Origin of the sequence: Streptomyces chiangmaiensis (assembly GCF_036281785.1) — a bacterium.
In the GTDB taxonomy this organism is placed as follows: Bacteria; Actinomycetota; Actinomycetes; order Streptomycetales; family Streptomycetaceae; genus Streptomyces; species Streptomyces chiangmaiensis.
This window is the reverse complement of sequence record NZ_JAYWVC010000145.1, coordinates 1-20,688: the sequence shown is the minus strand read 5'-3', so window position 1 is coordinate 20,688 and position 20,688 is coordinate 1. Positions and strand designations below refer to the sequence as shown.

Here is a 20,688-nt window from a genome sequence, read left to right as displayed (position 1 = left end):
CACTAGCCGGAAAGTCACGTAATTCTCCAGGTACTGGGTCGTGAGCCGACTATGAAGTCCTGGGTGTCAGTCCCACCAGAGCACGAGGAGAAGGTTCCGTTGGGATGCTGCAAGGTAGAACTCGCGCAGGGCATTGAAGTGCCCCAGCAGGTACTTCCTCGGGCCACCGACGATCTTGTCCGCCCCATGACCGATCAAGGAAACGGCCTCGGTGTCTTCGGTCGGCAGGCCGGCCAGGACGGCCGGAAAGTCGATTTGACCGAGCAGTTCCGAGACGCGGGCCACTTGAGCTGCGGAAAGGGCAGTAGGAGGCGGTCCGAAGGGACCAATGGCATGCGGGTGCGTGTTGAGGAAGCCGAGATCGATCACCGAGTCTCCCTCGGTGGCCTTTCGAAGAGCATCCAGGTGGACGCCGTCGAGACCTGCCAGCTCGCAGGCCCGTTCCAACACGGCCGGCGCCCAGTCCAGGTCCAGGACGTCCGCCGACGGCGGATCCCAATTGGGATCTCCATCAGTCGATGTTCCGGCTGACTGACGGCAGGCGGCAAGATACTCCGCCGGGACGCGGGCGAGTTGCTGGGTGACGGCCATGACGGCAGTATCCTGACGACGTCCACCGTTCCCGGTCGCCGGTGCGCGCGGCGCGCGACGGCCACCAGGAGTCGGCTCTACGATCCGCGCGTGGGACAGACCCCGGCACAGAAGGCCGCGAAGGCGGCACGCGGGCAGCAACCGAAGAAGCGGCCCGGCAAGGCACAGCGCCAGGCGATCAAGCGGGCGCAAACCGCGAAGAAGAAGGCGGGCGACGGGAAGCCGGCCGCGAAGAAGACGGTGCCGCTGCCGCGCGGCTTGGTGTGCGCCGCGTACCCGGGCACCTGCCCGGCCTGCTTCAAGGACTACGCCAAGGGCGAGGTCATCACGAAGGTGACCGACCGCTGGGGACACCCCGGCTGCGCGTTCCGGCAGCTGTCCGCAGCCGAGCGGGAGTTCGCCCGGAACAAGGCCCGGATCGAGAGCGGCGAGACGTTCCGCGGCCAGAAGCCCTCGGACTGGCGGCGCGAGGCCTCGTCATCCAATACCCGGCCCGCCCGCTGAACGCCGGCCGGATGGTGTGGCGTCGGCGCAGCCTGTTCACGAGATCAGCGACCCCGCGCGGGCCGTTTGCTGCCGCGCGGAGCAGGTGGGGCAACGCCGTCTGCGACAGGTGTAGGACGGCGTTGAAATTGAGATCGACCATCCGTTCCCAGTCCGCGGGATCGCCTTCCTCGATGGTGCCATGGCTACGTAACCGGCGTTGTTCACGAGCACGTCCAACCGCGCGAAGCACTCCACGGCGTCCTCGATGGCCTGACGTGCCTGCACTGCGTCTGCAAGGTCAGCGGTGAGAACGCTGCATGAAGTTCCCCTCCTGCTGTGGAGACCGTGACCGGAGGGATAGTTGGGGGTCATGGCATCCAGGAAGCGCATCTACGACGCTGAGCGTCCCCCGCCGGTGCCGGACGCTCCACTCAGCGCTCTCGTCTCTCCGGTCCCCGCACCACCCTGAACCCCGTGTTCCCGCTGGAGCTGTCCGGGGTGTTGCCCATGCGGGCCGATGTGCGGTAGCGGAGGCAGTACGACTCGTGGCACATGTGCGAGCCGCCCTTGAGGACGCGGGCGCCCGGGGCGAACCAGTCCGCGCACCATTCCCAGACGTTGCCCGTCATGTTGAATAGGCCATAGGCGTTCGGCGGGAAGGCGTCCACCGGGCATGTGGCGCAGTAGCCGTCGGCGGCGGTGTTACGCCCCGGGAACGTGCCGCGGAAGATGTTCATGCGGTACTCGCCGCCCGGGTCGCGTTCATCGCCCCAGGGGTACGGCTTGCCCTCCAGGCCGCCGCGGGCGGCGTACTCCCACTCGGCCTCGGATGGGAGCCGTACTCCCGCCCAGCGGCAGTACGAGAGGGCGTCGTCGTACGAGACGTGGACCACTGGGTGGTCCCCGCGGCCGTCGAGGACGGATGCGGGGCCCTCCGGGTGGCGCCAGTCGGCGCCGTGGACCTGCCGCCACCAGGGGGTGGCGGCCGCTGCGCGGGTCGGCGGGAAGTCGTCGGGGAGGAAGCCGCCGAAGACGAAGGACCAGCCGAAGCGTTCGGTGTCCGTCCGGTAGCCGGTGGCGTTGGTGAAGGCGGCGAACTCCGTGTTGGTGACGGCCGTCGCGCTGATGGTGAAGGTGTCGACCGTCACCTCGCGGACCGGGCCCTCGCGGTCCGCCGGGTACGGGGAGTCGTCGCTGCCCATGAGGAAGGGGCCGCCGGGCAGCTCCCGCCAGCCGCCGTGCGGGGCGGCGGCAGCGGGGGCGTGCTTGACGCGGGTCACGGTCGCTGCTGCCGTGGGTGCCTGTGATGGCCGCTGCGGGGCGCAGCAGGCCGACCGGCTCGAGTCGTTGCTCATTGTGCTGCCCTCGCGCCGGCCCGGCCAAGATCGAAGACACCGTACGCGAAGCCCGCGGCGCTCACCAGGCCGTCGTTCACCTCGACTCCCGCGGCCTCGACGGCCTCGGCCCCGGCGAGGCCCCTGGTGATGCCCTCGGGCAGCGTGAACTTCGCCCGCTCACGGCGGGGGTTGACAAAGATCAGGTACCGCCCGCCGCGCACGTACACGAAGGGGTAGCCTGCGTGCAGCACCTGCACCCCGGCCCTGCTGCCCAGCTCGGGCGTCGACTTGCGCAGGGCGATCAGTCGGCGCACCAGGTTCAGCAGTGAGCCGGGGTCCTTGCGCTGGGCGGCGACCGTGGGGCGGGTGGGGTCCGGGTCGAGGGGGAGGTAGAGGCGTTCGGCCGGGGCTGTGGAGAAGCCGGCGTTAGGGGTGGAGTCCCACTGCATCGGGGTGCGCGAGCCCGCCCGGTTGTAGCGGGGGCCGAGGACGCTGCCCTCGTGCTTCGGTAGGCCGGGGATGTAGCGCATGCCGATCTCGTCGCCGTAGTACACGGCCGGGAGGGTCGGCCAGGTGAGCTGGAAGGCGAAGGCCGCGGGGAGCTGCTCTGCGGTGCGCGGTCCGCAGGCGAGGCGGGAGAAGTCGTGGTTGGCGGTGGGCAGGGCGACGAAGCCGCCGCGGCCCGCGTCGGAGATCGCGGTGGTGGCGGTTCGCCAGCCGTCGAGGAAGGTCCCCAGGGACCCAGTGCCGTCGGCGCCGAAGTAGGGCTCCAGCGGGGCCCAGTCCTCGCTGACGGTGCCGGTGTTGTTGTTCCAGAGGGAGCGCAGCTTCAGCCCGTTGTCCTCGGCGCCGAACTGCAGGAAGAAGTCGGCGTGGAAGCCGGCCGGTACGGAGACGGCCGGGTCGCCCCACTCGGAGAGGAGAGCGGCCTGTGGATGCTTCTTGTCCATCCAGTCACGCATGTCGCGCCAGAGGCGGGCCGACTCGGCGTGGCCGGGGTCGTCCTTGACGAGCGAGGCGGCCATGTCGACGCGGAATCCGGCGAGGCCCAGGTCGAGCCAGTGCTCCATGATGTCGCGCAGGGCCTGGCGGTTGGCTCGCGGTCCGTCGGCGTCAACGGGCTGCCGCCAGGGCTCGTTTGGGTGTGTGCGCGCGTAGCCGAAGTTGAGAGCGGGCTGGCTGGGGAAGAAGTTCGGCTTGTACCAGCCGGGCCGGGTGCCGGGCGAGGGCTGGAAGCCGTCGCCCGGGTGGGTGTTGCCCTCGGCCCAGATGTAGCGGTGGTCGGAGGGGTCGTCGGCGGACGCCGTGAACCACGGGTGCTGGTCGGAGGTATGGCCCGCCACCAGGTCGAGAAGGACACGTATACCGCGGCGCCGGGCGCTGTCGACAAGCCGGGCCAGGCTGTCGTTGGTGCCGTAGCGGGGGGCGACAGTGAGGTAGTCGGACACGTCGTAGCCGGCGTCCTGGAACGGCGAGGCAAAGCACGGGTTGAGCCAGACGGTGTTCACACCGAGCCAGGCGAGATGGTCGAGCCGCTGCTCGATGCCGGCAAAGTCGCCGATACCGTCGCCGTCCGCGTCGGCGAAGCTCTGCGGATAGATCTGATAGAGGACGGCGTCGGCCAGCCACTCGGTGGCCGGGCGGGTGTCGTGGCCGGAGCCGGTTGTCGTCATGGGGTCGTCCCTTCAGGAGGCGGTCGGCGCGGGCAGCACGCCCTCCGGTGTGTCACCGAAGTGGCGCTGGAGTTCAGTGAGTTGTTCGGTGAGGTCCTGGACCACGTCCGCGTACTGCGGGTCGTCGTAGCGGTTGTGGAGCTCGTGCGGGTCCTCGGTCAGGTCGAACAGTTCCCAGGCGGGCGTGCGCGGCGCGTCCTTGGCTCCGTCGGCGCCCGAGCCGTGGCCGGGGTAGTGGATGAGCTTGTGGGTCCGGGTGCGGATGCCGTAGCAGGCCTGGACGTTGTGGCAGACGTCCAGGTGCATGTAGTAGCGGTAGTAGACGGCGTCCCGCCACTCCTCCCCGTCCTCCCCCTTCAGCAGGGGGACGAGCGACCGGCCCTGCATACGGGAATGAGGCGCCAGGCCCGCCATGTCCAGCAGAGTGGGGGCGTAGTCGATGTTCGCCACCAGCTCCTCGTGGCGCGAGCCGGCCTCGGCGACGCCGGGCCAGCGCAGCACTAGCGGGATGCGCATGCCCTCCTCGTACATGAACCGCTTGTCGAACCAGCCGTGCTCGCCGAGGAAGAAGCCGTGGTCCGAGGTGTATGTGACGGCGGTCGAGGCGTCGAGGCCGGTGACGTCGAGGTAGTGCAGCACGCGGCCGACGTTCTCGTCGAGGGCGGCGATCACCCGGAGGTAATCCTTGATGTAGTGCTGGTAGCGCCACTCGCGCTCCTCGCGCGGTGACAGTCCGGGCGGCACCGGTACGCCCTTGAGGTCCTCGTCGGTGAGGTCCTCCATGCTCATCTCCGCCTCGTGCGCGGCGGGGGCGCGGCTGTCGAGGTCGTCGTGGAGGGTGGGCGGGGCGGGGATGTCCTCGTGCTCGTACAGGTGCCGGTGGCGTTCGGCGGGCTCGAACGGGCGGTGCGGCGCCTTGTGCTGGATCAGCAGGCAGAAGGGCTTGTCGGGGTCGCGCTTGTCCAGCCAGTTCAGCGCGAGGTCGGTGATGATGTCGGTGACGTAGCCTGGGTACTTCTTCCTGCCGTCGGCGGTGACGAAGTCGGGGTCGTGGTAGACGCCGTGCTCCGGCAGGATCTCCCAGTAGTCGAAGCCCTCGGGGTCGTGGCCCTCGCCGTGGCCGAGGTGCCACTTGCCGACGATCGCGGTCTGGTAGCCCGCCTCCTGCAGCATCTTCGGGAACGACGGCTGGCTCGCGTCGAACTTGTGGTCCGGGCCCTCCAGCGAGGTCATGCCGTTGACATGGCTGTAGGTGCCGGTCAGCAGGGTGGCACGGGCGGGCGAGCAGATCGCGTTGGTGCAGAAGGTGTTCTCGAAGACCGTGCCCTCGGCGGCGAGGCGGTCGACCGCCGGGGTCTTGTTGATCACGCTGCCGTAGGCGCCGATGGCCGCGGGGGCGTGGTCGTCGGTCATGAACAGGATGATGTTCGGGCGCTGGGAGATGGTCATGGTCGGTGGACTCCGGTGGATGGGGGGTGAGACCGTGCGTTCCGGTGTGAGACCTGTGGTGGCGCCTCACCGCAGCGAAAGGCCACGGGGACGGGCCCGGGCACGCCCGCCGTTTCGAACGGGGACGTGGCCGGGCCTGGCGGTGTCAGCCGACCGTCAGGGTGCAGCGGGCGTCGGCCAGGGAGTTCGTACCGGCGTAGAGGTCGATCCGGCCCGGCTCGATGGTGAAGTGCCCGGCCTGGTCGTTCGTCCAGAAGCCGAGGTCCTCGGCGCCGAGCGTGAAGCACACCTTGGTGGTCTCCCCTGGCTCGAGCGTGACGCGGCGGAAGCCGCGCAGCCGGCGCACCGGCTGGGCGATGCTCGCCGCCGGGTCGTGGACGTAGAGCTGGACGACCTCGTCGCCGGTGAGCTCGCCGGTGTTCGTCACGCTCACGCGGACCTCGACGGACGCGCCGCGCTCGAGTTCGTCGACGGTGACCGACTGCCGGTCGAGCTGCGGCTCGCCGGTGGCGAACGTGGTGTAGCTCAGGCCGTACCCGAAGACGAACTGTGGTCCGTCGGCGAGGTCCAGGTACTTGGAGACGTACTTCTCGTCGTCGTGCGCCGGGTCGTAAGGGCGTCCCGTGTTCTCCCGGTTGTAGTAGACCGGGATCTGGCCGATCGCCCGGGGGAAGGTGACCGGCAGCTTGCCGCCGGGGTTGACGGCGCCGAAGAGCACGTCGGCGATGGCGTTTCCGGCCTCGATGCCCGGGTGCCATGCTTCGAGCAGTGCCGGGACGCTGTCCACCCAGTTGCCGATCGTCAGCGGCCGGCCGTTGAGCAGTACGACCGCGAACGGCTTGCCGGTGGCGGCGACGGCGGCGATGAGCTCCTCCTGCCCGTCGGGCAGCGAGATGTCGCTGCGCACCGCGGCCTCACCGCTGAGCTCGGGCTCCTCGCCGATTACGACGACCGTGACCTCGGCGGACTCGGCGGCGGCAACGGCCTGGGCCACGTCGGCCCCGGCGTGAGTGATCGTCGCGCCGGGGACGGCGGCGCGTACCGCGTCGAGGATGCTGACCGACGGGAACCGGCGGCAGCCGGGGCCGGCCCAAGTGCCATGCAGATCCGTATGGTCGGCGAACGGGCCGACCACCGCGATGGACCCGCCGCCGGCGTCGAGCGGCAGCACTCCGCCGTCGTTCTTCATGAGGACCATGGAGCGGGCGGCGGTCTGCCGCGCCGCCGCCAGGGCCTCCGGTGTCGGCTCGTCGATGGCCGCAGACTCGTCGGTGTACGGGTTGTCGAAGAGGCCGAGCGCGAACTTCAGGCGCAGGATGCGGGCGACCGCGTCGTCCAGCCGGTCCTCGGTGATCCTGCCGTCGGCGAGCAGCTGCTGGCCGTGGGCGGCGATGTTCGTGCTGACCATCTCCATGTCGAGGCCGGCCATCAGGGCCAGCCGCGCCGCGTCGGCGCCGTCCTCGGCGTAGCCGTGGGCGATGAGTTCCTCGACGCCCGTGTAGTCGCTGACGACCAGTCCGTCGAAGCCCCACTCCTCCTTGAGGATGCCGGTCATCGTGTGCGGGTTGCCGTGCGCCGGGACGCCGCTGACGGTGTTGAACGCCGCCATGACGGTGGCCACCCCGGCGTCGACGGCCGCCTGGAACGGCGGCAGGTACAGGTTGCGCAGCCGCTGCTCGGAGACGTCGACCGTGTTGTAGTCCCGCCCGCCCTCGGCGCCGCCGTAGGCGACGAAGTGCTTTGCGCAGGCGGCGACGTTGTCGTCGGCGGTGAGGTCGTCGCCCTGGTAGCCGCGGACCTTGGCCACTGCGAGAACGGCGTTGAGGTACGGGTCCTCGCCGCAGCTCTCCGCGATGCGGCCCCAGCGGGGCTCGTGGGTGACGTCCATCATCGGCGAGAACGTCCAGCGCACGCCGTTGGACCTGGTCTCCTTCGCCGAGACCTCGGCGTCGCGCTCAACCACCGCCGGGTCGAAGCTGGAGGCCTGGGCGAGCGGGATCGGGAAGGTGGTCCAGAAGCCGTGGATCACGTCGAAGCCGAAGAGCAGCGGGATGCCCAGCCGGGACTCCTCGACCGCCATACGCTGCAGGGTGTTGGTGTGGACCGCGCCGTGCAGGTTCAGCACCGAGCCGAGTAGGCCGGCACGGGCCGCGCGCTCGACCTCCTCGGTCTGGTCGCCGCCGGGGCCGGTGTCGCCGGTCCAGGTCAACTGCTGGAGCTGGCCCAGCTTCTCCTCGACCGTCATCCGGCTGAGCAGGTCCTTGACCTTGTGTTCGTACGGTCGGTGCATGTTCTGTCCTCTTGTCACGCGTGTCGCGCCCGGCACTGCCATGATGTAAGCGCATACATTATTGCTTGTAAACGTTCGGTGCGTCGGGGCGCACCGGGGCGGCGATCAGCCCCGGTGCGCCCCGGCTGCTCACCCCCGGCGAACGGTGAACTCCGCTCGCCGCACCCGCAGAAGCGTGCGCCCGCCCTCGAAGGAGACCTTGGCCCCGCTGCAGCGGGCCCGGCCGTCGACGGCCACGACGGCCTCGTCCCCCAGCGAACGGAACGTCACCCGCCCCTCCTCCACGGCGCTGATCTCCGCCGTGGCGTACGCGATGCGCATCCCGCCCGCTGTGAGGCCCAGCGGCAGCATCGCCGCGCCGCGCCCCGGCAGATGCAGCCGTTCGCCGCCGAACAGCGGCTTGCCGCGCTCCGCGACGGTGACGTCCTGGGCGTAACCGGAGGCGATGTTGAAGGCGTGCAGCAGCCGCCCGCCGTCCGGGTCCGTCGTGGTGAGGAAGAACACCCCGGGCAGCCGCGCGTCGTGGGTGATCCCCGGCACCGCGCCCAGCTCGCGCAGGGCCGCGGTCCAGAAGTCGAGGTCAGCGCGGTAGTTGTTGGTGATGACCACCGCCCGGCCCTTGCCCACGCGGATGTCGAAGCCGCAGCCCTCCCCCGTGGACACCTCGCGCAGCACCACGTCCCCGCGGCTCGCCGTGCACAGCTGCGCCTTGCCCACGCGGATCTCCGCACGCGGAGCCGCCCAGCCGTGGGCCGTCACCGACAGGAAGAAGCGGTTCGCGTCGTTAAGGGTCTTGCCCGGCTTCAGTCCGAGGGCGTCCCGGAGCTCCGTCGCGGGGCGCCCGGCCAGGTCCTTGCCGGGCAGCAGCCCGGAGAGCAGCAGCTTGCCGCCCGCCTCCACGTAGCGCACGAGGCGCCGCTGGATCGCGCCGTCCAGGTACTCGCCAGTGGCCAGCGCCAGCACGGGGGTGCGGGCCGGGTCCAGGCCGCCGGCCTGAAGGTTGACGCTGTCGTAGCGAAAGCCGCTGAGCAGCATGGCGCGGGCCAGGGCACCGCCCGGGCCGAAGCCGCGCACCGGCTGGACGTCGTTCAGGACAGCCCGCACGGAGTCGGTGTCTGGGTGGTACTCCGTGAGGTAGTGGTCGGGAACGAAGCCGAGCGAGAGGCCGTCGTACTGCGTCTTCATCGGCGCGAGCAGGTCGGCGTTGCCGCGCACCGCGTGGACCGTGCGCTTGAGAGCCGGGTAGCTGGGTCCCGGGCGGCCCTCGGGGTCCACCGGCGCGGCGAAGCCGTGGCGCTCGCCGGTGGAGCCGATGCGGTCGTTGCCGTCGCCGGCCGGCTCGTCGAGCTTCGGGTTGAACCCGCCCGCGAACAGGTAGTAGTTGATCATCTTGGCGCCCTGGGCCAGGCAGAGCCTGGTTTTCAGATCGGCCGCCTCGGCGCCCGACTGATTGTTGAGAGTGTTGCCGTAGTCGGCGTGACCGGCGTCGAACTCCAGGGCGGTGACGGGCTGGTCGCCGTCGTGCACCGCGTCCATGAACGCGTTCACCAGATACAGGTCGGTGACGTTCCTAAAGCTGAGGTCGCCGAGGTAGAAGTCGGCGCCGGAGATCATCCCGGGCTTGCCGGAGTACGTCTCCATCAACTGGCTGATGCCGATGGGGAAGTTCGCGGCGCTGCCGCCGCCCGTGCCGTGGATGTTGATCAGGAACGGGACGCCCCGTACGCCGTTGTCCTCGGCCGCCTCGCGCAGCGCCGTCACATACCGGGCGAAACGCCCCCGCATGAACGCGCCGAGATCGTGCATCAGCGCGGCCGAGTAGCCGTCCTCGGGGGACCGAATCGCCTTGTCACGCTCGGCAGCAGGCTTTCCGGCGAAGGCGTATCGGTCGCCGAGCCCGTCGTCGTACGTCTTGTCCAGCCAGGAGTTGAAGTCCCGCAGGAGATGGTCGGTGAGCGCGGGTGTGTTGCTCACCCAGTCGAGCATGCCGATCTCGTTGTCGAGCTGGCAGGCGACGACGCCCTGGCGGCCCTTGCGGCGCAGCCGCTTCGCGAGCACCGGCATGACGGCGTCGTACCAGCGGCGCGCCTCCTTCAGGAACGCCGGCGCGAGGTAGTCGACGACGGGGGTGGGGCCGTCAGCGCCGTTCCACCCGGTGGGATTGATCTCGGGGTGCTCCTTGCGCACCCGCTCCGGGACACCTTCGCCCTTCAGCTCGGCCATGGTGAACGGGCCGGGCCGGGCAACGATGTCGAAGCCGTTGGCGATGCACAGGTCGAGGAAGGCTCCGAGGTCGCGCTCGGGACGGGTACGGCCGGTGACGTCGATGGTGCCGTCGGGCGTCTCGTGCCACATCCAGGGGATGTAGGTGGCGATGGCGTTGAGCCCGGTGTCTTTCGCCTTGTCGAGGCGGGACTGCCAGTCCTCCCGCTTGAGGCGGAAGTAGTGGATCTCACCGCTGAGAACGAGGGCGGGCTTGCCGTCGACGAGGATCTGCTTGTCCCGGTAGGTGACCCGGTCCGTCTCCCCGGACACGGCGGCGGCCGGTGCGGCCGCGGCAGGCGCGGCGCCCAGGCTGCCGGACGTGGTCACGGCCGCGGCGGTCGCCGCGCCGAGACCGCCGAGCACGGTCCTGCGGCTGGGCACGTTCGTCTTCTCCTGTGCCTCTCGCGTGCTCATATGTCGAAGTCCTCCTTCGACAGCAGAGGACGGAGACGGCGGGCGAAGCCTCCGCTGCGGAACGGACGCTGCAGCAGGCCCGGCTTGAGCACCTGGGCGAGGGCGGCTGCCACCATGCCCTGGTCGAGCGAGAGCATCCGGTCGCTGACCTTGCCCGTGCTGACGTTGACCGAGTCGTAGAAGCCCTTGCCGTCCTCGTACGCGTCGAAGTCCCGCGCGATGTTGCGCAGGTTCGTCAGCGCGGCCCCGGGCGTGACCATCAGCGCGAGGATGGCGGCGTGCGGGGTGACGACACCGTTGGTGTACGCGGACGGGTCGGGCTTCGGCTCGCCGTACGGCACATAGGTGCGGTCGGTGTTGGAGCAGTAGCCCTCGGGCGAGATGCCGAAGTACTGGACGCCGTACTCCTGGTATCCGCCCTCGGGGACGTTGGCCGGGGAGAAGCCCCAGTAGCCGTACTCGGCGTCGAGGAGTCCGTGGTCGCGGTGGCCCATGGCGTGGTGGGTGAGGTTCGTGCGCCAGGAGCCGGACCACTGGGTCGACGGCACGAACAGCTCCGGCATCAGGGCGCCGAACAGTGAGCCGCCCCAGCCGGGCACGTGCTTGCGGCCGCGGTAGATGTAGTGGCCGTTGAAGTAGCGCACGTCGTCGCGGGTGACCCAGCCGCCGCCCGGCGGCATCTCCTGCCTCTGCTCGGGCGTGAAGGTGCGCAGCATGTGCCAGTAGTGCTCACCGGGGACGGAGCCGTCAGCCATGCCGAGGTACCCGGCCATGCGGGTCTCGGAGACGAGGGCGCCGTAGAAATAGGGGGTGAGGGCGTTGTCCTTGACGCGGAAGCCCGTGCGCATGTGGCCGGGGCCCGCGACCGGGTCGGCCGGGTCGTACGGGGTGTAGAAGAAGGACCAGTCGATGTCCTTGCGCAGGCGCCGGATCCGGCCGCGCAGGGCGGGGTCGGCGTCCTCGGTGATGCGCAGGCCCACGTCGAGCCAGGCGTTGTCGATAGTGGACAGCAGATGGTTGACGGGCGCCCCGCTGCCGGGCCAGGCATCGAGGACCTCGCCGGTGAAGGTGTTGTACCAGTTGAACCAGAAGCCGTGCAGCCGCTCCATCTTCTCGATGGTGGTCACAGTGCGGGCGAGGCGGCGGTGCATCTCGCGCTCGCTGATCAGCCCGAGCCCGGAGGCGGCGACGGTGGACCACAGCCAGCAGCCGATGTTGGTGGTGGAGGTGTTCTCGGTGAGCACGGGCCGCTCGCCGCCGAGCTTGATGTTGTCGGCGGGCAGGCCGCTGTCGGCGACCATCGCCTCGAGCGAGCGGTAGGTGTCCGCGAACCAGCGAGTGAGCAGGGCCTCGGGGTCCTGCGAGGGGCGCCGGTGGGCGTACGCGGGGGCGGCGCCGAGCGCGAGGGCGCCGGTGGCGCCGGCCGTCGCGGCGAGGAAGGTACGGCGGTGCATGGAGCGATCCAACTCCCTTGACAGCAGATGACGTGTGCGCGGGGTGGTGCGTGGCCGGGCAGGGCAGGGCGGTGCCCGGCAAGGCAGTGGTATGGAAGAGGGGTCGTTCGCGTGGCGGTGGGTGGTACGAGGCCGGCAGCCGTCAGGTTGCTGCCGGCCCCGTACGGATCAGGGGGCACGTCGGCTACTTGAGGCCCGCCGTGGCAATACTCTGCGTGAAGTAACGCTGCAGCACGATGAAGACGGCGAGCACCGGCAGGACAACGAGGAACGCGCCGGCCATCAGCACACCGTTGGAGCCGTTGGCCTTGGTCGGGTCGGTGGCGAAGGTGGCCAGCGCCACCGGGAGCGTGTACTTGCCGGCGTCGTTGGTGGCGACCAGCGGCCACAGGAAGTTGTTCCACGAGCCGAGGAAGACGAAGATCGACAGGGTCGCCAGAGCGGGCTTGACCTGGGGAATCACGATCCGCCAGAAGATGTACCACTCGCGGGCCCCGTCCACCCGGGCGGCCTCCAGCAGCTCGTCGGGGACAGTCGACATGAACTGCCGCATCAGGAAGACCCCGAAGGCACCGGCGGCGAACGGCAGGATGAGCGCCGCGTAGGTGTCGATGAGGTTCATCTTGCTCATCATCACGAACTTCGGCATCAGCATCAGATTGCCGGGCACCATCAGGGCCGCCATAACGACGCCGAAGATCACCTTCTTACCCGCGAAGTTCAGCTTGGCCAGGGCGTAGCCGAGCATGGAGCAGAACAGCAGGTTGCACAGGGTGACGAAGACCGCGACGAGCACCGAGTTGAAGAAGTAGAGGCGCACGTCTAGGAGGTCGAACAGCTTGCTGAAATTGGCCAGCGTCCACTCGGTGGGGATCCACACCGGCGGGCTCGCCGAGAGGTCCTGGGGCGTCTTGAACGCCGACAGGCCCATCCAGAGGAACGGCGCGGTCGTGATCAGCAGGCCAAGGCTGAGCAGTGCGTAGGTGACGCCCCTGGTCAGGCGGGTACGGCGGTCCCGCACCGCGTACCCGTTGCGGGGAGCGGTGGTGGCACTCGTTTCGGTTGTGGCGCTCATTTGGTCTTGTCCTTCAGCAGCCGCAGTTGGAGCAGCGTGACGGCCAGGATGATCACAAACAGGGTGTAGGCCATCGAGCTGGCGTAGCCCATGTGGAAGAAGTTGAAGCCCTCGCGGTACATGAGGAGGGAGACCGTGAGCGTGCTGTCCGAGGGACCGCCGTTGGTCATCACGAACGGCTCCTCGAAGACGTTGAGGAAGCCGATCGTCGTCATCACCGTGACGTAGAGCATGGTGGGCCGCAGCAGCGGGACGGTGATCCTGCGGAACTCCTGGAAGGCGCCGGCACCGTCGAGCTTCGCCGCTTCCCGCACCTCGGTGGGGATCGCCTGCAGTCCGGCGAGGAACAGCACCATCGCCGTGCCCATGTTGCGCCAGACCGCCATCGCGATCAGTGACGGCATGGCGAGGAGCTCGGAGCCCAGGAAGTCGGGGGCGGTGAGCCCCACCTCGCGAGCCAGCCCGGCGATCAGGCCCTCACTGGGGTCGAGGACGAAGCGCCACACCACGGCGACAGCGACGATGGCCGTGACTACCGGGGCGTAGAAGCCGACCCGGAAGAAGGTACGGAACCGCTCGATGCCGGAGTTCAGCAGCACCGCCGCCAGCAGGCCGCTGCCGATGGTGAGCGGTACGCCGAGCACCACGAAGTAGCCGGTGTTGAACAGCGCCTGCAGGAACTGCTCGTCCCCGAACAGCTTGGAGTAGTTCTCCAGGCCGATGAACTTCGCGTCGAACGGGTTGGTGACGTTGCGCAGACCGAAGTCGGTGAAGCTCATCACCAGCGTCGCCACGATCGGGAACGCCATGAAGGTGACGAAGAACGCCAGGAACGGCGTCGAGTATAGCCAGCCGGCGAGGTTGTGCCGGGAGAGCCGGTCAGGCCGCAGCGGTGTGCCGCCCTGCGAGCGCAGCCGGGTCGCCGCCCTTGGCGAGCTTCTCCAGGGTGACGTCGATCTCGTGGGCGACCTGCTCCCACTGCGCCAGCGGCGGGATCTCCCCGGCGCTGTTCAGCGCCTTCTTGAAAACGTCCACATCGGCGTTCTTGAGCGCCGGCTCGTCCCAGGCGTTTTTGTTGGCGGGCAGCGACTTGGCCATTTCGTACCAGTCCGCCTGCGTCGTCGTGCTCGTGAGGAACTTGGTGAACTCCTGGGCCGCGGCCTTGTGCTCACTGCTCTCGAAGGTGACGAGGTCGGCGCCGCCGATGATGGAGGCGGGCTGCTTGCCGGCCGGGAGCGGGACCGCCGCCCACTTGCCCTCGATCTGCGGGGCCTGGTCGGCGATGTTCTGCACCATCCAGGGGCCGGAGGCGAACATCGGCACGCTGCCCCCGCCGAAGTCCTTGATCACGTCATATCCGGGGGCGGCGGGGGTGTTCTTCGACAGGCCCTTGTCGAAGTACTTGGCGTACTCGGTGAGCGCCGTGACCGCCTCGGGCGAGTCCAGTGCAAGCTTGCCGTCCTTGTCCATGATGGTGCCGCCCGCCGAGAACAGATACGGCGCCCAGTTCTGCCAGGAGCCCTGGCCGCCCGCGGGCTGGGAGAAGGCCCACTTCGTGGTGTCGAGCTTCTTGAACGCCTCGGCGAGGGCGAGTTGGTCGGCCCAGGTCTCCGGCGCCTTGGTCACCCCGGCCTGCTTGGCCAGGTCGGTGCGGTAGTAGAGGACGCGGGTGTCGACGTACCACGGCACGCCGTAGACCTCGCCGTCCTTCTCGCCGCCCTTCCAGGCGGCGGGGAAGAAGTCGTCCGCCTTGAACGCCTTCGTGTCCACCGGCTCCAGCACGCCCAGGTCGATGAACTCGCCCATCCAAGTCGAGCCGAGCTGCGCCATGTCGGGCAGCCGGTCGGCGGCCGCGGCGGAGACGAGCTTCTGATGCGCGACGTCCCAGCCGATCGGGGTTACCTTGACGGTGATGTCCGGGTGCTTCTCGTTGAACTTCTTGGCGACGTCCGCGACCCGTTTGCCCTCCTCACCCATGGCCCACACGGTGAGGGTCTGCTTGGCGTCCACGCCCACCTGGCCGCCGTCTCCGCTGCTGCAGGCCGTCAGCCCGAGCGACAAGACCACGGCGGTTGCGGCGATGGTGGTACCTGACAAGGCATTACGAGACATGCGGGCTCCTCCTTGAGTACCCATGTTGTAAGCGCATACATCACCTTCCAGGAGGCACTCCGACGACACAAGAGGCGCTTGGTAACGCTTTCGTAAACCCGCCGAAACCTTGCCCGCAGCGGGCCGTCATATGACGGGCGGCGCAGGCTGCCGTACACCGGAAGGGTTCACGGGACGCACGGGCTGCGTCACCGCGGCGATGCACGGCTGGACGATGACCGCCCGTGCGGGTATCCGCGCCAGGTGCCGTGGACTGGTCGGGTGCGGGGCTAGACCCCGCACCCGCAGCTGGCGCGCAGGGCCAGAGCGGTCGGCAGCCTGCGCGAGACCGTCGGGCGGCCACGGTCGGCGAACCGCGCGACGAGCAACTCCACCGCCTCCTCGCCGAGCCGGCTCATGGGCTGCCGGACAGTGGTGAGCGCCGGGCTGACCTGACGGCTCAGCGGAATACCGTCGAACCCGGTGATGGCGAGGTCTGCGGGCACGCCGATCCCCCGCTCGGCGAGCGCCTGGAGCGCCCCCACGGCCATCTGGTCGTTCGCGAACATCAGGCCCTGCGGGAGCGGCCCCTCCCGGTCCAGCAGCTCCACCGCGGCCTTGCGCCCGGAGACCAAGGTCAGGTCGCCCCGCGCGGCGGGGCGCTCGGGCAGCGGCAGCCCCGTCGCGAGATGGGCCGCCTGGAAGCCGCGGAAACGGGCCTCCGCGTCCGGCGAGTCCTCGGCTCCGCCGACGAACGCCAGGTCGGTTAGTCCGTGGCTGTTGATCAGGTGCCGGGTGAGTTCCAACTGGCCGTCGAAGTTGGCCACCTCGATGCGGTCGAGACCGGGCGACACCCGCCCCGCGAGCACGACCACCGGCAGCCGCCGCGAAACGACGTCGAGCACCGCCGGCGGGACGTCCTGAGCGAGGATCGCCAGGCCGTCGACCCGGCCGGCCACGTCCGACAGCACCTCGCCCGCCCGGTCGGCATGGGCGGCGGAGATGAGCAGCGCATACCCGTGCCGCCTCGCGGCGCGCTCCATCCCCCGGATGACCTCGTCGCCGTAGAAACTCAGCTCGGCCTCGTCGGCGTCCAGCGCCGTCCCCTCGGCCTCCGGATCGGCGAAGTCGGGGAAGCACAGCCCGAGCACCCCGGTGGCCCGGCTGGCCAGCCCCCGCGCGCTCGCACTGGGCACATAGCCCAGCTCGTGCGCGGCGGAAAGCACCTTCTCGCGCGTCGCGGCCCGCACCGAGTCGGAGCTGCGGTAGACGCGCGAGACCGTCGCGATGGACACACCGGCGCGCTCGGCGACGTCGTAAACGGTGGGATCACCCATGATGGAGCCGCCGCCCTCGATACCTGCTGAGATCTTCGGAGACCTGCGCCGTCTGACTGTGGAAGCGCATTCAGCCTAGTTTGCCCGCGCCACGGTTGACAACTGGGCCGCGGCGGGCGCGGCCGACCCGGTGCCACGTCTGGGCGGTCTGCACGAGCAGGTACGAGGCGATGTACGACGAGCTGGCAGTGGCGCACCGCAAGTGGCTGCCGCAGCGGCTTCTGCCGTGACCGCCACCGCGCGCGTGTACCTCGGCGTCGACGGCGGCAACACCAAGACCGCTGCCCTGCTGTGCACGGCGGACGGGACGATCGTCGGTGCCGGGCGCGGCGGGTGCGGCGACATCTATGGGGCCGCCTCGCCCGAGGCCGCCGCCACCGAGGTGGCGGCGGCCGTCGCGGACATCGACGCCGTGACGTCCGCCGCCTTCCGACTCGCCGGCGTCGACGGCCGGAGGACCGGGTGTTCTGGGAGGCGGAGCTCGCAGCCCGGTACCCGACGCTGCGCCGCGGCAGCGTCCTCAACGATGGCTACGCCGCGATCCGCTGCGGCGAGCCGTCCGGCGTCGGAGTGGTTATCCAGGCGGGCACGGCCGGGGCGGTCGCGCCCCGCGGCCGCGACGGCGCGCCCTGGGACTTGGGGTTGTGGACCCAGCACCACCTCGGCGGCAGCGGTCTGGCCCACGAGGCGCGGCGGGCGGTCTATCTCGCCGAACTCGGCCTCGGCCCGCAGACCGTGCTGACCGAGGCGCTGACGGAGTTCTACGGCAAGCGGAGCGCGACCGAGCTGAACCACTGGTTCAGCCGCCGGGAGGGCGGGGCGCCGCCACTCGCCGGCCCCCGGGCCGCGTACGCGGGTGTCGGCGCCCGCAGGACCGGGCTGGCCGGGCCGGACGCAGCGGGCGGCAAGGTGAGTGTGGTGTTCTTCGGCTCGGTGCTCATGGCCGAGGCATCCCCGGAGACGGCGGCGCTGCTCGAGGACTGGATGTGCAGCTGCCCGGAGCCGCCCCGCACGTGGCGACGCTGCCGCCGGTGACAGGTGCGGTGCTGGACGCGCTCGGCGAGGGCGGCATCAGTCTTAGAGTGCGCCCCATGCCCGCTACCGCAGCCACAACCGAGCTCGACACCTCCCATACCCTGCCCGAGGACGCCGCCGAGCGGTTCGAACAGCAAGGGTTCATCCGATTGTCGGGCGTGCTCAGCCCGGAGACCATCGCGGCCTACGAGCCGGAGATCACTAGCAAGATCCGCGAGCTCAACACCCAGCACGTGCCCCTTGCCGAGCGGGACACCTATGGCAAGGCGTTCCTCCAAGTCAGCAATGTCTGGCGGCACAGCGAGCGGATCCGCGAGATGGTCTTCTCCCAGCGACTGGCCCGCATCGCGGCCGAGTTGATGGGGGTGGAGGCCGTGCGTCTGTACGAGGACCAGGCGCTGTACAAGGAGCCGTCCGGCGGCATCACCCAGTGGCACGCCGACCCGTACTACTGGCCGCTGGTGAGCGACTGCATCTGCACCGTATGGATTCCGCTGCAGGAGATGCCGCTGGAGATGGGTCCGCTCGTCTTTGTGGCGGGCAGTCACACCTTTTCCTGCGGCCGCGACATGGAGATCGGCGATACAGGGGAGGCTGCCTTGCAGCAGGCGAGGTGAGCTTCCACCAGGGCTGGACCTTCCACCGCGCCGGCCCCAACTACAGCAGGGTCCCGCGTCGGGTGATGACCGTGATTCACATGGACGCGGAGATGAAGGTCGCCGAGCCGGCGAACGAGCAGCAGCGCGGCGACCTCGACTTCTGCATGCCCGGCGCCCGCGTGGGCGAGGTGGCGGACACACCGCTGAATCCTGTGCTGTGCCGGGTGGATTGACCCGCCGCCGCGTCGGCACCGGCACACGCGCGCCGAGGGGGAACGCGCAAGGCTGCCGGACCCGCCCCATACGACGGGTTCGGCAGCCTTCGGCGGAGCTGGTCAGCGGTGACTGCCGTCGTACAACACCGGGTTCAGCGGGGTGTCCGCGACCTGGCCGACCTCGGTGCCGGGCAGCCAAGACCGGTCACCGTGCTGGTGCTCGTTGGTCGGCTCGGCGAGCCGGATGTCGGCGTCCATGTAGATCACCGTCATCACGCGGCGGGGCACGGTGGACCGATTCGGGCCCGCGTGGTGGAAGCTCCAGCCGCGATGGAAGCTGGCGTCCCCGAGGGCGAAGGGCTCCACCACGTCCTCGAAGTTCTGCTCGGCCACGGCCTGCTTCAGCCGGGCCTCGGACTCGTCCGAAATGGGCAGGTCGCGGCCGTACGAGAAGTTGTGGCTGCCGCGGGCGAAGGCCAGCGGGCCCATCTCCAGCGGCGTCTCCTGCAGCGGCAGCCAGACCGTCAGGGTGCGGTCGGAGGACAGCGGCCAGTAGTACTGGTCCGCGTGCCACGGCGTGATGCCCCCGCTCGGCTCCTTGTACAGCGCCTGGTCGTGGTAGATCCGAACCGCGTGCACCCCGAGCAGCTCGGCGGCGATCTTCGCAAGCCGCCGGGAGAACACCAGCTCCTTAACCTTCTCGTTGTGCTGCCAGAGGTTCGTGACCTGCAGGAACGCCTTACCGTACGTGTCGCGCTCCGCGAGTGGCAGGTGCTGGCTGTTCAACCGGATCACCTCGGAGGTGATCGTCGGCTCGTACTCCGCGATCACCTCCGGCGACAACACGCCAGAGAGGTGGACAAAGCCGTCCCGGTTGAAGTCGGCGGTGGCGGTTGAGGACAGGCCCTCGTAGGGAAGGTCCAGCTCGGACATGCGGGACTCCGTGGTGGCGGTCATGCGCAGTTCTCCCTGTTCGGTATCGCTCGGGTGTCGTAGGCCGCCGTCATCGGCAGTGCCGGCTGCCAGGGTCAACCGTCGCAGCGGGTGCCGCCCGGGACTACACCTGCCTTGCCCGGTTCCGGTACTCAGTTAGCCCTGTCACCGACGCCCCTGAGCGGGATACGCTGCCGGCGTGAGACCGCGCCAGGAGCGGTGGAGTCTTCCGGATGACACCACCTTCAAGTGCTTCATCCGGCGAGAAGAAGCCTTCGACTTCGGCTGGCACTACCACGCCGAATACGAGCTCGTGCTGATCACCGAGGGCTCCGGCACCCGCTATGTGGGTACCACCGTCGAGCCCTACCAGCCCGGCAATCTGATGCTGCTCGGCCCCGACCTGCCGCACACCTTCGCCTCGGAGCCGTACGAGGGCGGCATGGCGGACGCAGCCGTGGCGCAGTTCCGCCACGACTTCCTCGGCCCGGACTTCTTCGCGCTGCCCCAGTTCCGGGCCCTCGCCGCCATGCTCGAACGGGCCAGGCGGGGTCTGCTGTTCGCCGCCGCGCCGGAACCGGTCCGCGAGCAGCTCACAGGGCTGCCGCGGCTCGGCGACAGCGCAACCGCCACGGTCGCCCTGCTCGACGTCCTCAGCCAGCTCGCCCAGTGCACTAACGCCGTGCCGCTCACCGGGCCGGGCTACGCCCCCAACCCCGACCACGAGGCCCGCCGCCGCATCGACGACGTATGCCAGCACCTGCAGCGCACCCACACCCGGCCGGTCGAACTCGCCAGCATCGCCGCGATCGCACACATGGCGCCGACGTCCTTCAGCCGCTTCTTCCGCCGCACCATGGGCCGTACGCTGACCGACTACGTCAACCAGCTGCGCATCGAGACGGCCTGCCGGCTGCTCACGGCCACGGAGCTGCCCATCACGGCGGTCGGGGCGCGCAGCGGCTACCAGAACCTGTCCAACTTCAACCGCCGCTTCCGGTGCATGAAAGGTATGCGGCCGAGGGAATACCGCGCGGCGCACTGGCCGGAGGCGGTGCACGACCACTCAGCTTGAATCCGCGCGCTGTTCGAGTGGTCGTGACGGGCTGTGATCCCTGCGGTATGACGTCCTCGTGCGGCATACGCAAGGGGGCGGGCCGACGCCTGCCGAGCAGGAGAAGCAGGAGGCAGCGCGGTTGGAGTCCGCCAAGTGGTTCGAAGCTGGTGGCGTACGGCGCAGATCGCGGCCACGCTGCGGTCGGCGGAGCTTGCGGTTGGCGAGTTCGGCGAAGCACCGTTCCGCTACGAAGATGCGCCGCATCGCTGCCGGATGCGGCTCACCGGGCAGTTCGAGGACCACCACGCCCGGCTGCCGCGGGTGCTGCTGGGCAATGTCGACCATCTCACCACGCAGTTCGACGAACTCGACCGGCTCATCGTCCAA

General features: G+C 69.6%; 19 protein-coding genes. 6 read left to right on the top strand and 13 right to left on the bottom strand.

All coding sequences use genetic code 11. From position 1 onward, the window contains the following. Positions 1–66 precede the first annotated feature (66 nt). Complete coding sequence (locus VXC91_RS30865; protein WP_329510639.1) at positions 67–591, bottom strand: DUF1877 domain-containing protein; 525 nt, start codon at positions 589–591, stop codon at positions 67–69. A gap of 90 nt (positions 592–681) precedes the next feature. On the opposite strand from VXC91_RS30865, the gene VXC91_RS30860 reads away from it, so the two are divergent. Next, positions 682–1,095 carry a hypothetical protein gene (locus VXC91_RS30860; RefSeq protein ID WP_329510638.1) on the top strand — a complete coding sequence of 138 codons (414 nt, stop codon included), beginning with the start codon at positions 682–684 and terminating at the stop codon, positions 1,093–1,095. Between the two features lie 36 nt (positions 1,096–1,131). Here the strand turns inward: VXC91_RS30860 and VXC91_RS30855 are convergent, their stop codons facing one another. The 11 genes from VXC91_RS30855 to VXC91_RS30805 form a co-directional block, all read right to left on the bottom strand. Beyond that, entirely contained in the window at positions 1,132–1,449 is a 318-nt protein-coding gene (locus VXC91_RS30855; RefSeq protein WP_329510637.1) for an SDR family NAD(P)-dependent oxidoreductase, read from the bottom strand. A gap of 59 nt (positions 1,450–1,508) precedes the next feature. Then, positions 1,509–2,432: a formylglycine-generating enzyme family protein gene (locus VXC91_RS30850; RefSeq protein WP_408057515.1), complete on the bottom strand. Its 924-nt coding sequence runs from the start codon at positions 2,430–2,432 to the stop codon at positions 1,509–1,511. Further along, the gene (locus tag VXC91_RS30845) at positions 2,429–4,087 is read right to left on the bottom strand and encodes an alpha-amylase family glycosyl hydrolase (RefSeq protein ID WP_329510635.1); all 1,659 of its coding nucleotides are present in this window, start codon (positions 4,085–4,087) and stop codon (positions 2,429–2,431) included. Before VXC91_RS30845 ends, VXC91_RS30850 begins: the two co-directional genes overlap by 4 nt. Positions 4,088–4,099: 12 nt before the next feature. Continuing rightward, on the bottom strand, positions 4,100–5,536 hold the full coding sequence (locus tag VXC91_RS30840; protein WP_329510634.1) for a sulfatase family protein: 1,437 nt from the start codon (positions 5,534–5,536) through the stop codon (positions 4,100–4,102). Between the two features lie 145 nt (positions 5,537–5,681). Continuing rightward, positions 5,682–7,826 (bottom strand): glycoside hydrolase family 3 N-terminal domain-containing protein, encoded by a 2,145-nt coding sequence (locus tag VXC91_RS30835; RefSeq protein WP_329510633.1) that lies wholly within the window; start codon positions 7,824–7,826, stop codon positions 5,682–5,684. A gap of 129 nt (positions 7,827–7,955) precedes the next feature. After that, the gene (locus VXC91_RS30830) at positions 7,956–10,505 is read right to left on the bottom strand and encodes a beta-galactosidase (protein ID WP_329510632.1); all 2,550 of its coding nucleotides are present in this window, start codon (positions 10,503–10,505) and stop codon (positions 7,956–7,958) included. Further along, positions 10,502–11,959 (bottom strand): glucoamylase family protein, encoded by a 1,458-nt coding sequence (locus tag VXC91_RS30825; protein ID WP_329510631.1) that lies wholly within the window; start codon positions 11,957–11,959, stop codon positions 10,502–10,504. Before VXC91_RS30825 ends, VXC91_RS30830 begins: the two co-directional genes overlap by 4 nt. A gap of 184 nt (positions 11,960–12,143) precedes the next feature. Further along, positions 12,144–13,034: a carbohydrate ABC transporter permease gene (locus VXC91_RS30820; protein WP_329510630.1), complete on the bottom strand. Its 891-nt coding sequence runs from the start codon at positions 13,032–13,034 to the stop codon at positions 12,144–12,146. Beyond that, positions 13,031–13,948, bottom strand: coding sequence for a carbohydrate ABC transporter permease (locus tag VXC91_RS30815; protein WP_329510640.1), 918 nt, complete (start codon positions 13,946–13,948; stop codon positions 13,031–13,033). Before VXC91_RS30815 ends, VXC91_RS30820 begins: the two co-directional genes overlap by 4 nt. Next, positions 13,914–15,146, bottom strand: a complete 1,233-nt coding sequence (locus VXC91_RS30810) for a sugar ABC transporter substrate-binding protein (RefSeq protein WP_329510629.1) — start codon at positions 15,144–15,146, stop codon at positions 13,914–13,916. The genes VXC91_RS30815 and VXC91_RS30810 overlap by 35 nt, the downstream gene beginning before the upstream one ends. A gap of 269 nt (positions 15,147–15,415) precedes the next feature. Beyond that, positions 15,416–16,462 (bottom strand): LacI family DNA-binding transcriptional regulator, encoded by a 1,047-nt coding sequence (locus tag VXC91_RS30805; RefSeq protein WP_329510628.1) that lies wholly within the window; start codon positions 16,460–16,462, stop codon positions 15,416–15,418. A 462-nt stretch (positions 16,463–16,924) separates the two neighbouring features. Between VXC91_RS30805 and VXC91_RS30800 the strand changes: the two genes are divergently transcribed. Genes VXC91_RS30800 through VXC91_RS30790 form a run of 3 tightly spaced genes read left to right on the top strand, consistent with a single transcriptional unit; the run spans position 16,925 to position 18,329 of the window. Then, positions 16,925–17,497, top strand: coding sequence for a hypothetical protein (locus VXC91_RS30800; RefSeq protein WP_329510627.1), 573 nt, complete (start codon positions 16,925–16,927; stop codon positions 17,495–17,497). Then, the gene (locus tag VXC91_RS30795) at positions 17,449–18,114 is read left to right on the top strand and encodes a phytanoyl-CoA dioxygenase family protein (protein WP_329510626.1); all 666 of its coding nucleotides are present in this window, start codon (positions 17,449–17,451) and stop codon (positions 18,112–18,114) included. The genes VXC91_RS30800 and VXC91_RS30795 overlap by 49 nt, the downstream gene beginning before the upstream one ends. Then, the gene (locus VXC91_RS30790) at positions 18,111–18,329 is read left to right on the top strand and encodes a phytanoyl-CoA dioxygenase family protein (protein WP_329510625.1); all 219 of its coding nucleotides are present in this window, start codon (positions 18,111–18,113) and stop codon (positions 18,327–18,329) included. Before VXC91_RS30795 ends, VXC91_RS30790 begins: the two co-directional genes overlap by 4 nt. A gap of 102 nt (positions 18,330–18,431) precedes the next feature. On the opposite strand, the gene VXC91_RS30785 is transcribed toward VXC91_RS30790, so the two are convergent. Further along, on the bottom strand, positions 18,432–19,268 hold the full coding sequence (locus tag VXC91_RS30785; protein WP_329510624.1) for a phytanoyl-CoA dioxygenase family protein: 837 nt from the start codon (positions 19,266–19,268) through the stop codon (positions 18,432–18,434). 175 nt (positions 19,269–19,443) lie between these two features. Here VXC91_RS30785 and VXC91_RS30780 point away from each other — a divergent pair, with 175 nt between their 5' ends. Continuing rightward, on the top strand, positions 19,444–20,319 hold the full coding sequence (locus VXC91_RS30780; RefSeq protein WP_329510623.1) for an AraC family transcriptional regulator: 876 nt from the start codon (positions 19,444–19,446) through the stop codon (positions 20,317–20,319). 135 nt (positions 20,320–20,454) lie between these two features. Then, positions 20,455–20,688, top strand: a 234-nt coding sequence (locus tag VXC91_RS30775; protein ID WP_329510622.1) for a hypothetical protein, incomplete at its 3' end; no start/stop codon positions are given.

Bases quoted from the DNA above. Each gene is read 5' to 3' on its own strand.
- VXC91_RS30865 (WP_329510639.1), bottom strand. From the start codon at position 591: ATGGCCGTCACCCAGCAACTCGCCCGCGTCCCGGCGGAGTATCTTGCC.
- VXC91_RS30855 (WP_329510637.1), bottom strand. From the start codon at position 1,449: ATGACCCCCAACTATCCCTCCGGTCACGGTCTCCACAGCAGGAGGGGA.
- VXC91_RS30850 (WP_408057515.1), bottom strand. From the start codon at position 2,432: ATGAGCAACGACTCGAGCCGGTCGGCCTGCTGCGCCCCGCAGCGGCCA.
- VXC91_RS30845 (WP_329510635.1), bottom strand. From the start codon at position 4,087: ATGACGACAACCGGCTCCGGCCACGACACCCGCCCGGCCACCGAGTGG.
- VXC91_RS30840 (WP_329510634.1), bottom strand. From the start codon at position 5,536: ATGACCATCTCCCAGCGCCCGAACATCATCCTGTTCATGACCGACGAC.
- VXC91_RS30835 (WP_329510633.1), bottom strand. From the start codon at position 7,826: ATGCACCGACCGTACGAACACAAGGTCAAGGACCTGCTCAGCCGGATG.
- VXC91_RS30830 (WP_329510632.1), bottom strand. From the start codon at position 10,505: ATGAGCACGCGAGAGGCACAGGAGAAGACGAACGTGCCCAGCCGCAGG.
- VXC91_RS30825 (WP_329510631.1), bottom strand. From the start codon at position 11,959: ATGCACCGCCGTACCTTCCTCGCCGCGACGGCCGGCGCCACCGGCGCC.
- VXC91_RS30820 (WP_329510630.1), bottom strand. From the start codon at position 13,034: ATGAGCGCCACAACCGAAACGAGTGCCACCACCGCTCCCCGCAACGGG.
- VXC91_RS30810 (WP_329510629.1), bottom strand. From the start codon at position 15,146: ATGTCTCGTAATGCCTTGTCAGGTACCACCATCGCCGCAACCGCCGTG.
- VXC91_RS30805 (WP_329510628.1), bottom strand. From the start codon at position 16,462: ATGGGTGATCCCACCGTTTACGACGTCGCCGAGCGCGCCGGTGTGTCC.
- VXC91_RS30785 (WP_329510624.1), bottom strand. From the start codon at position 19,268: ATGACCGCCACCACGGAGTCCCGCATGTCCGAGCTGGACCTTCCCTAC.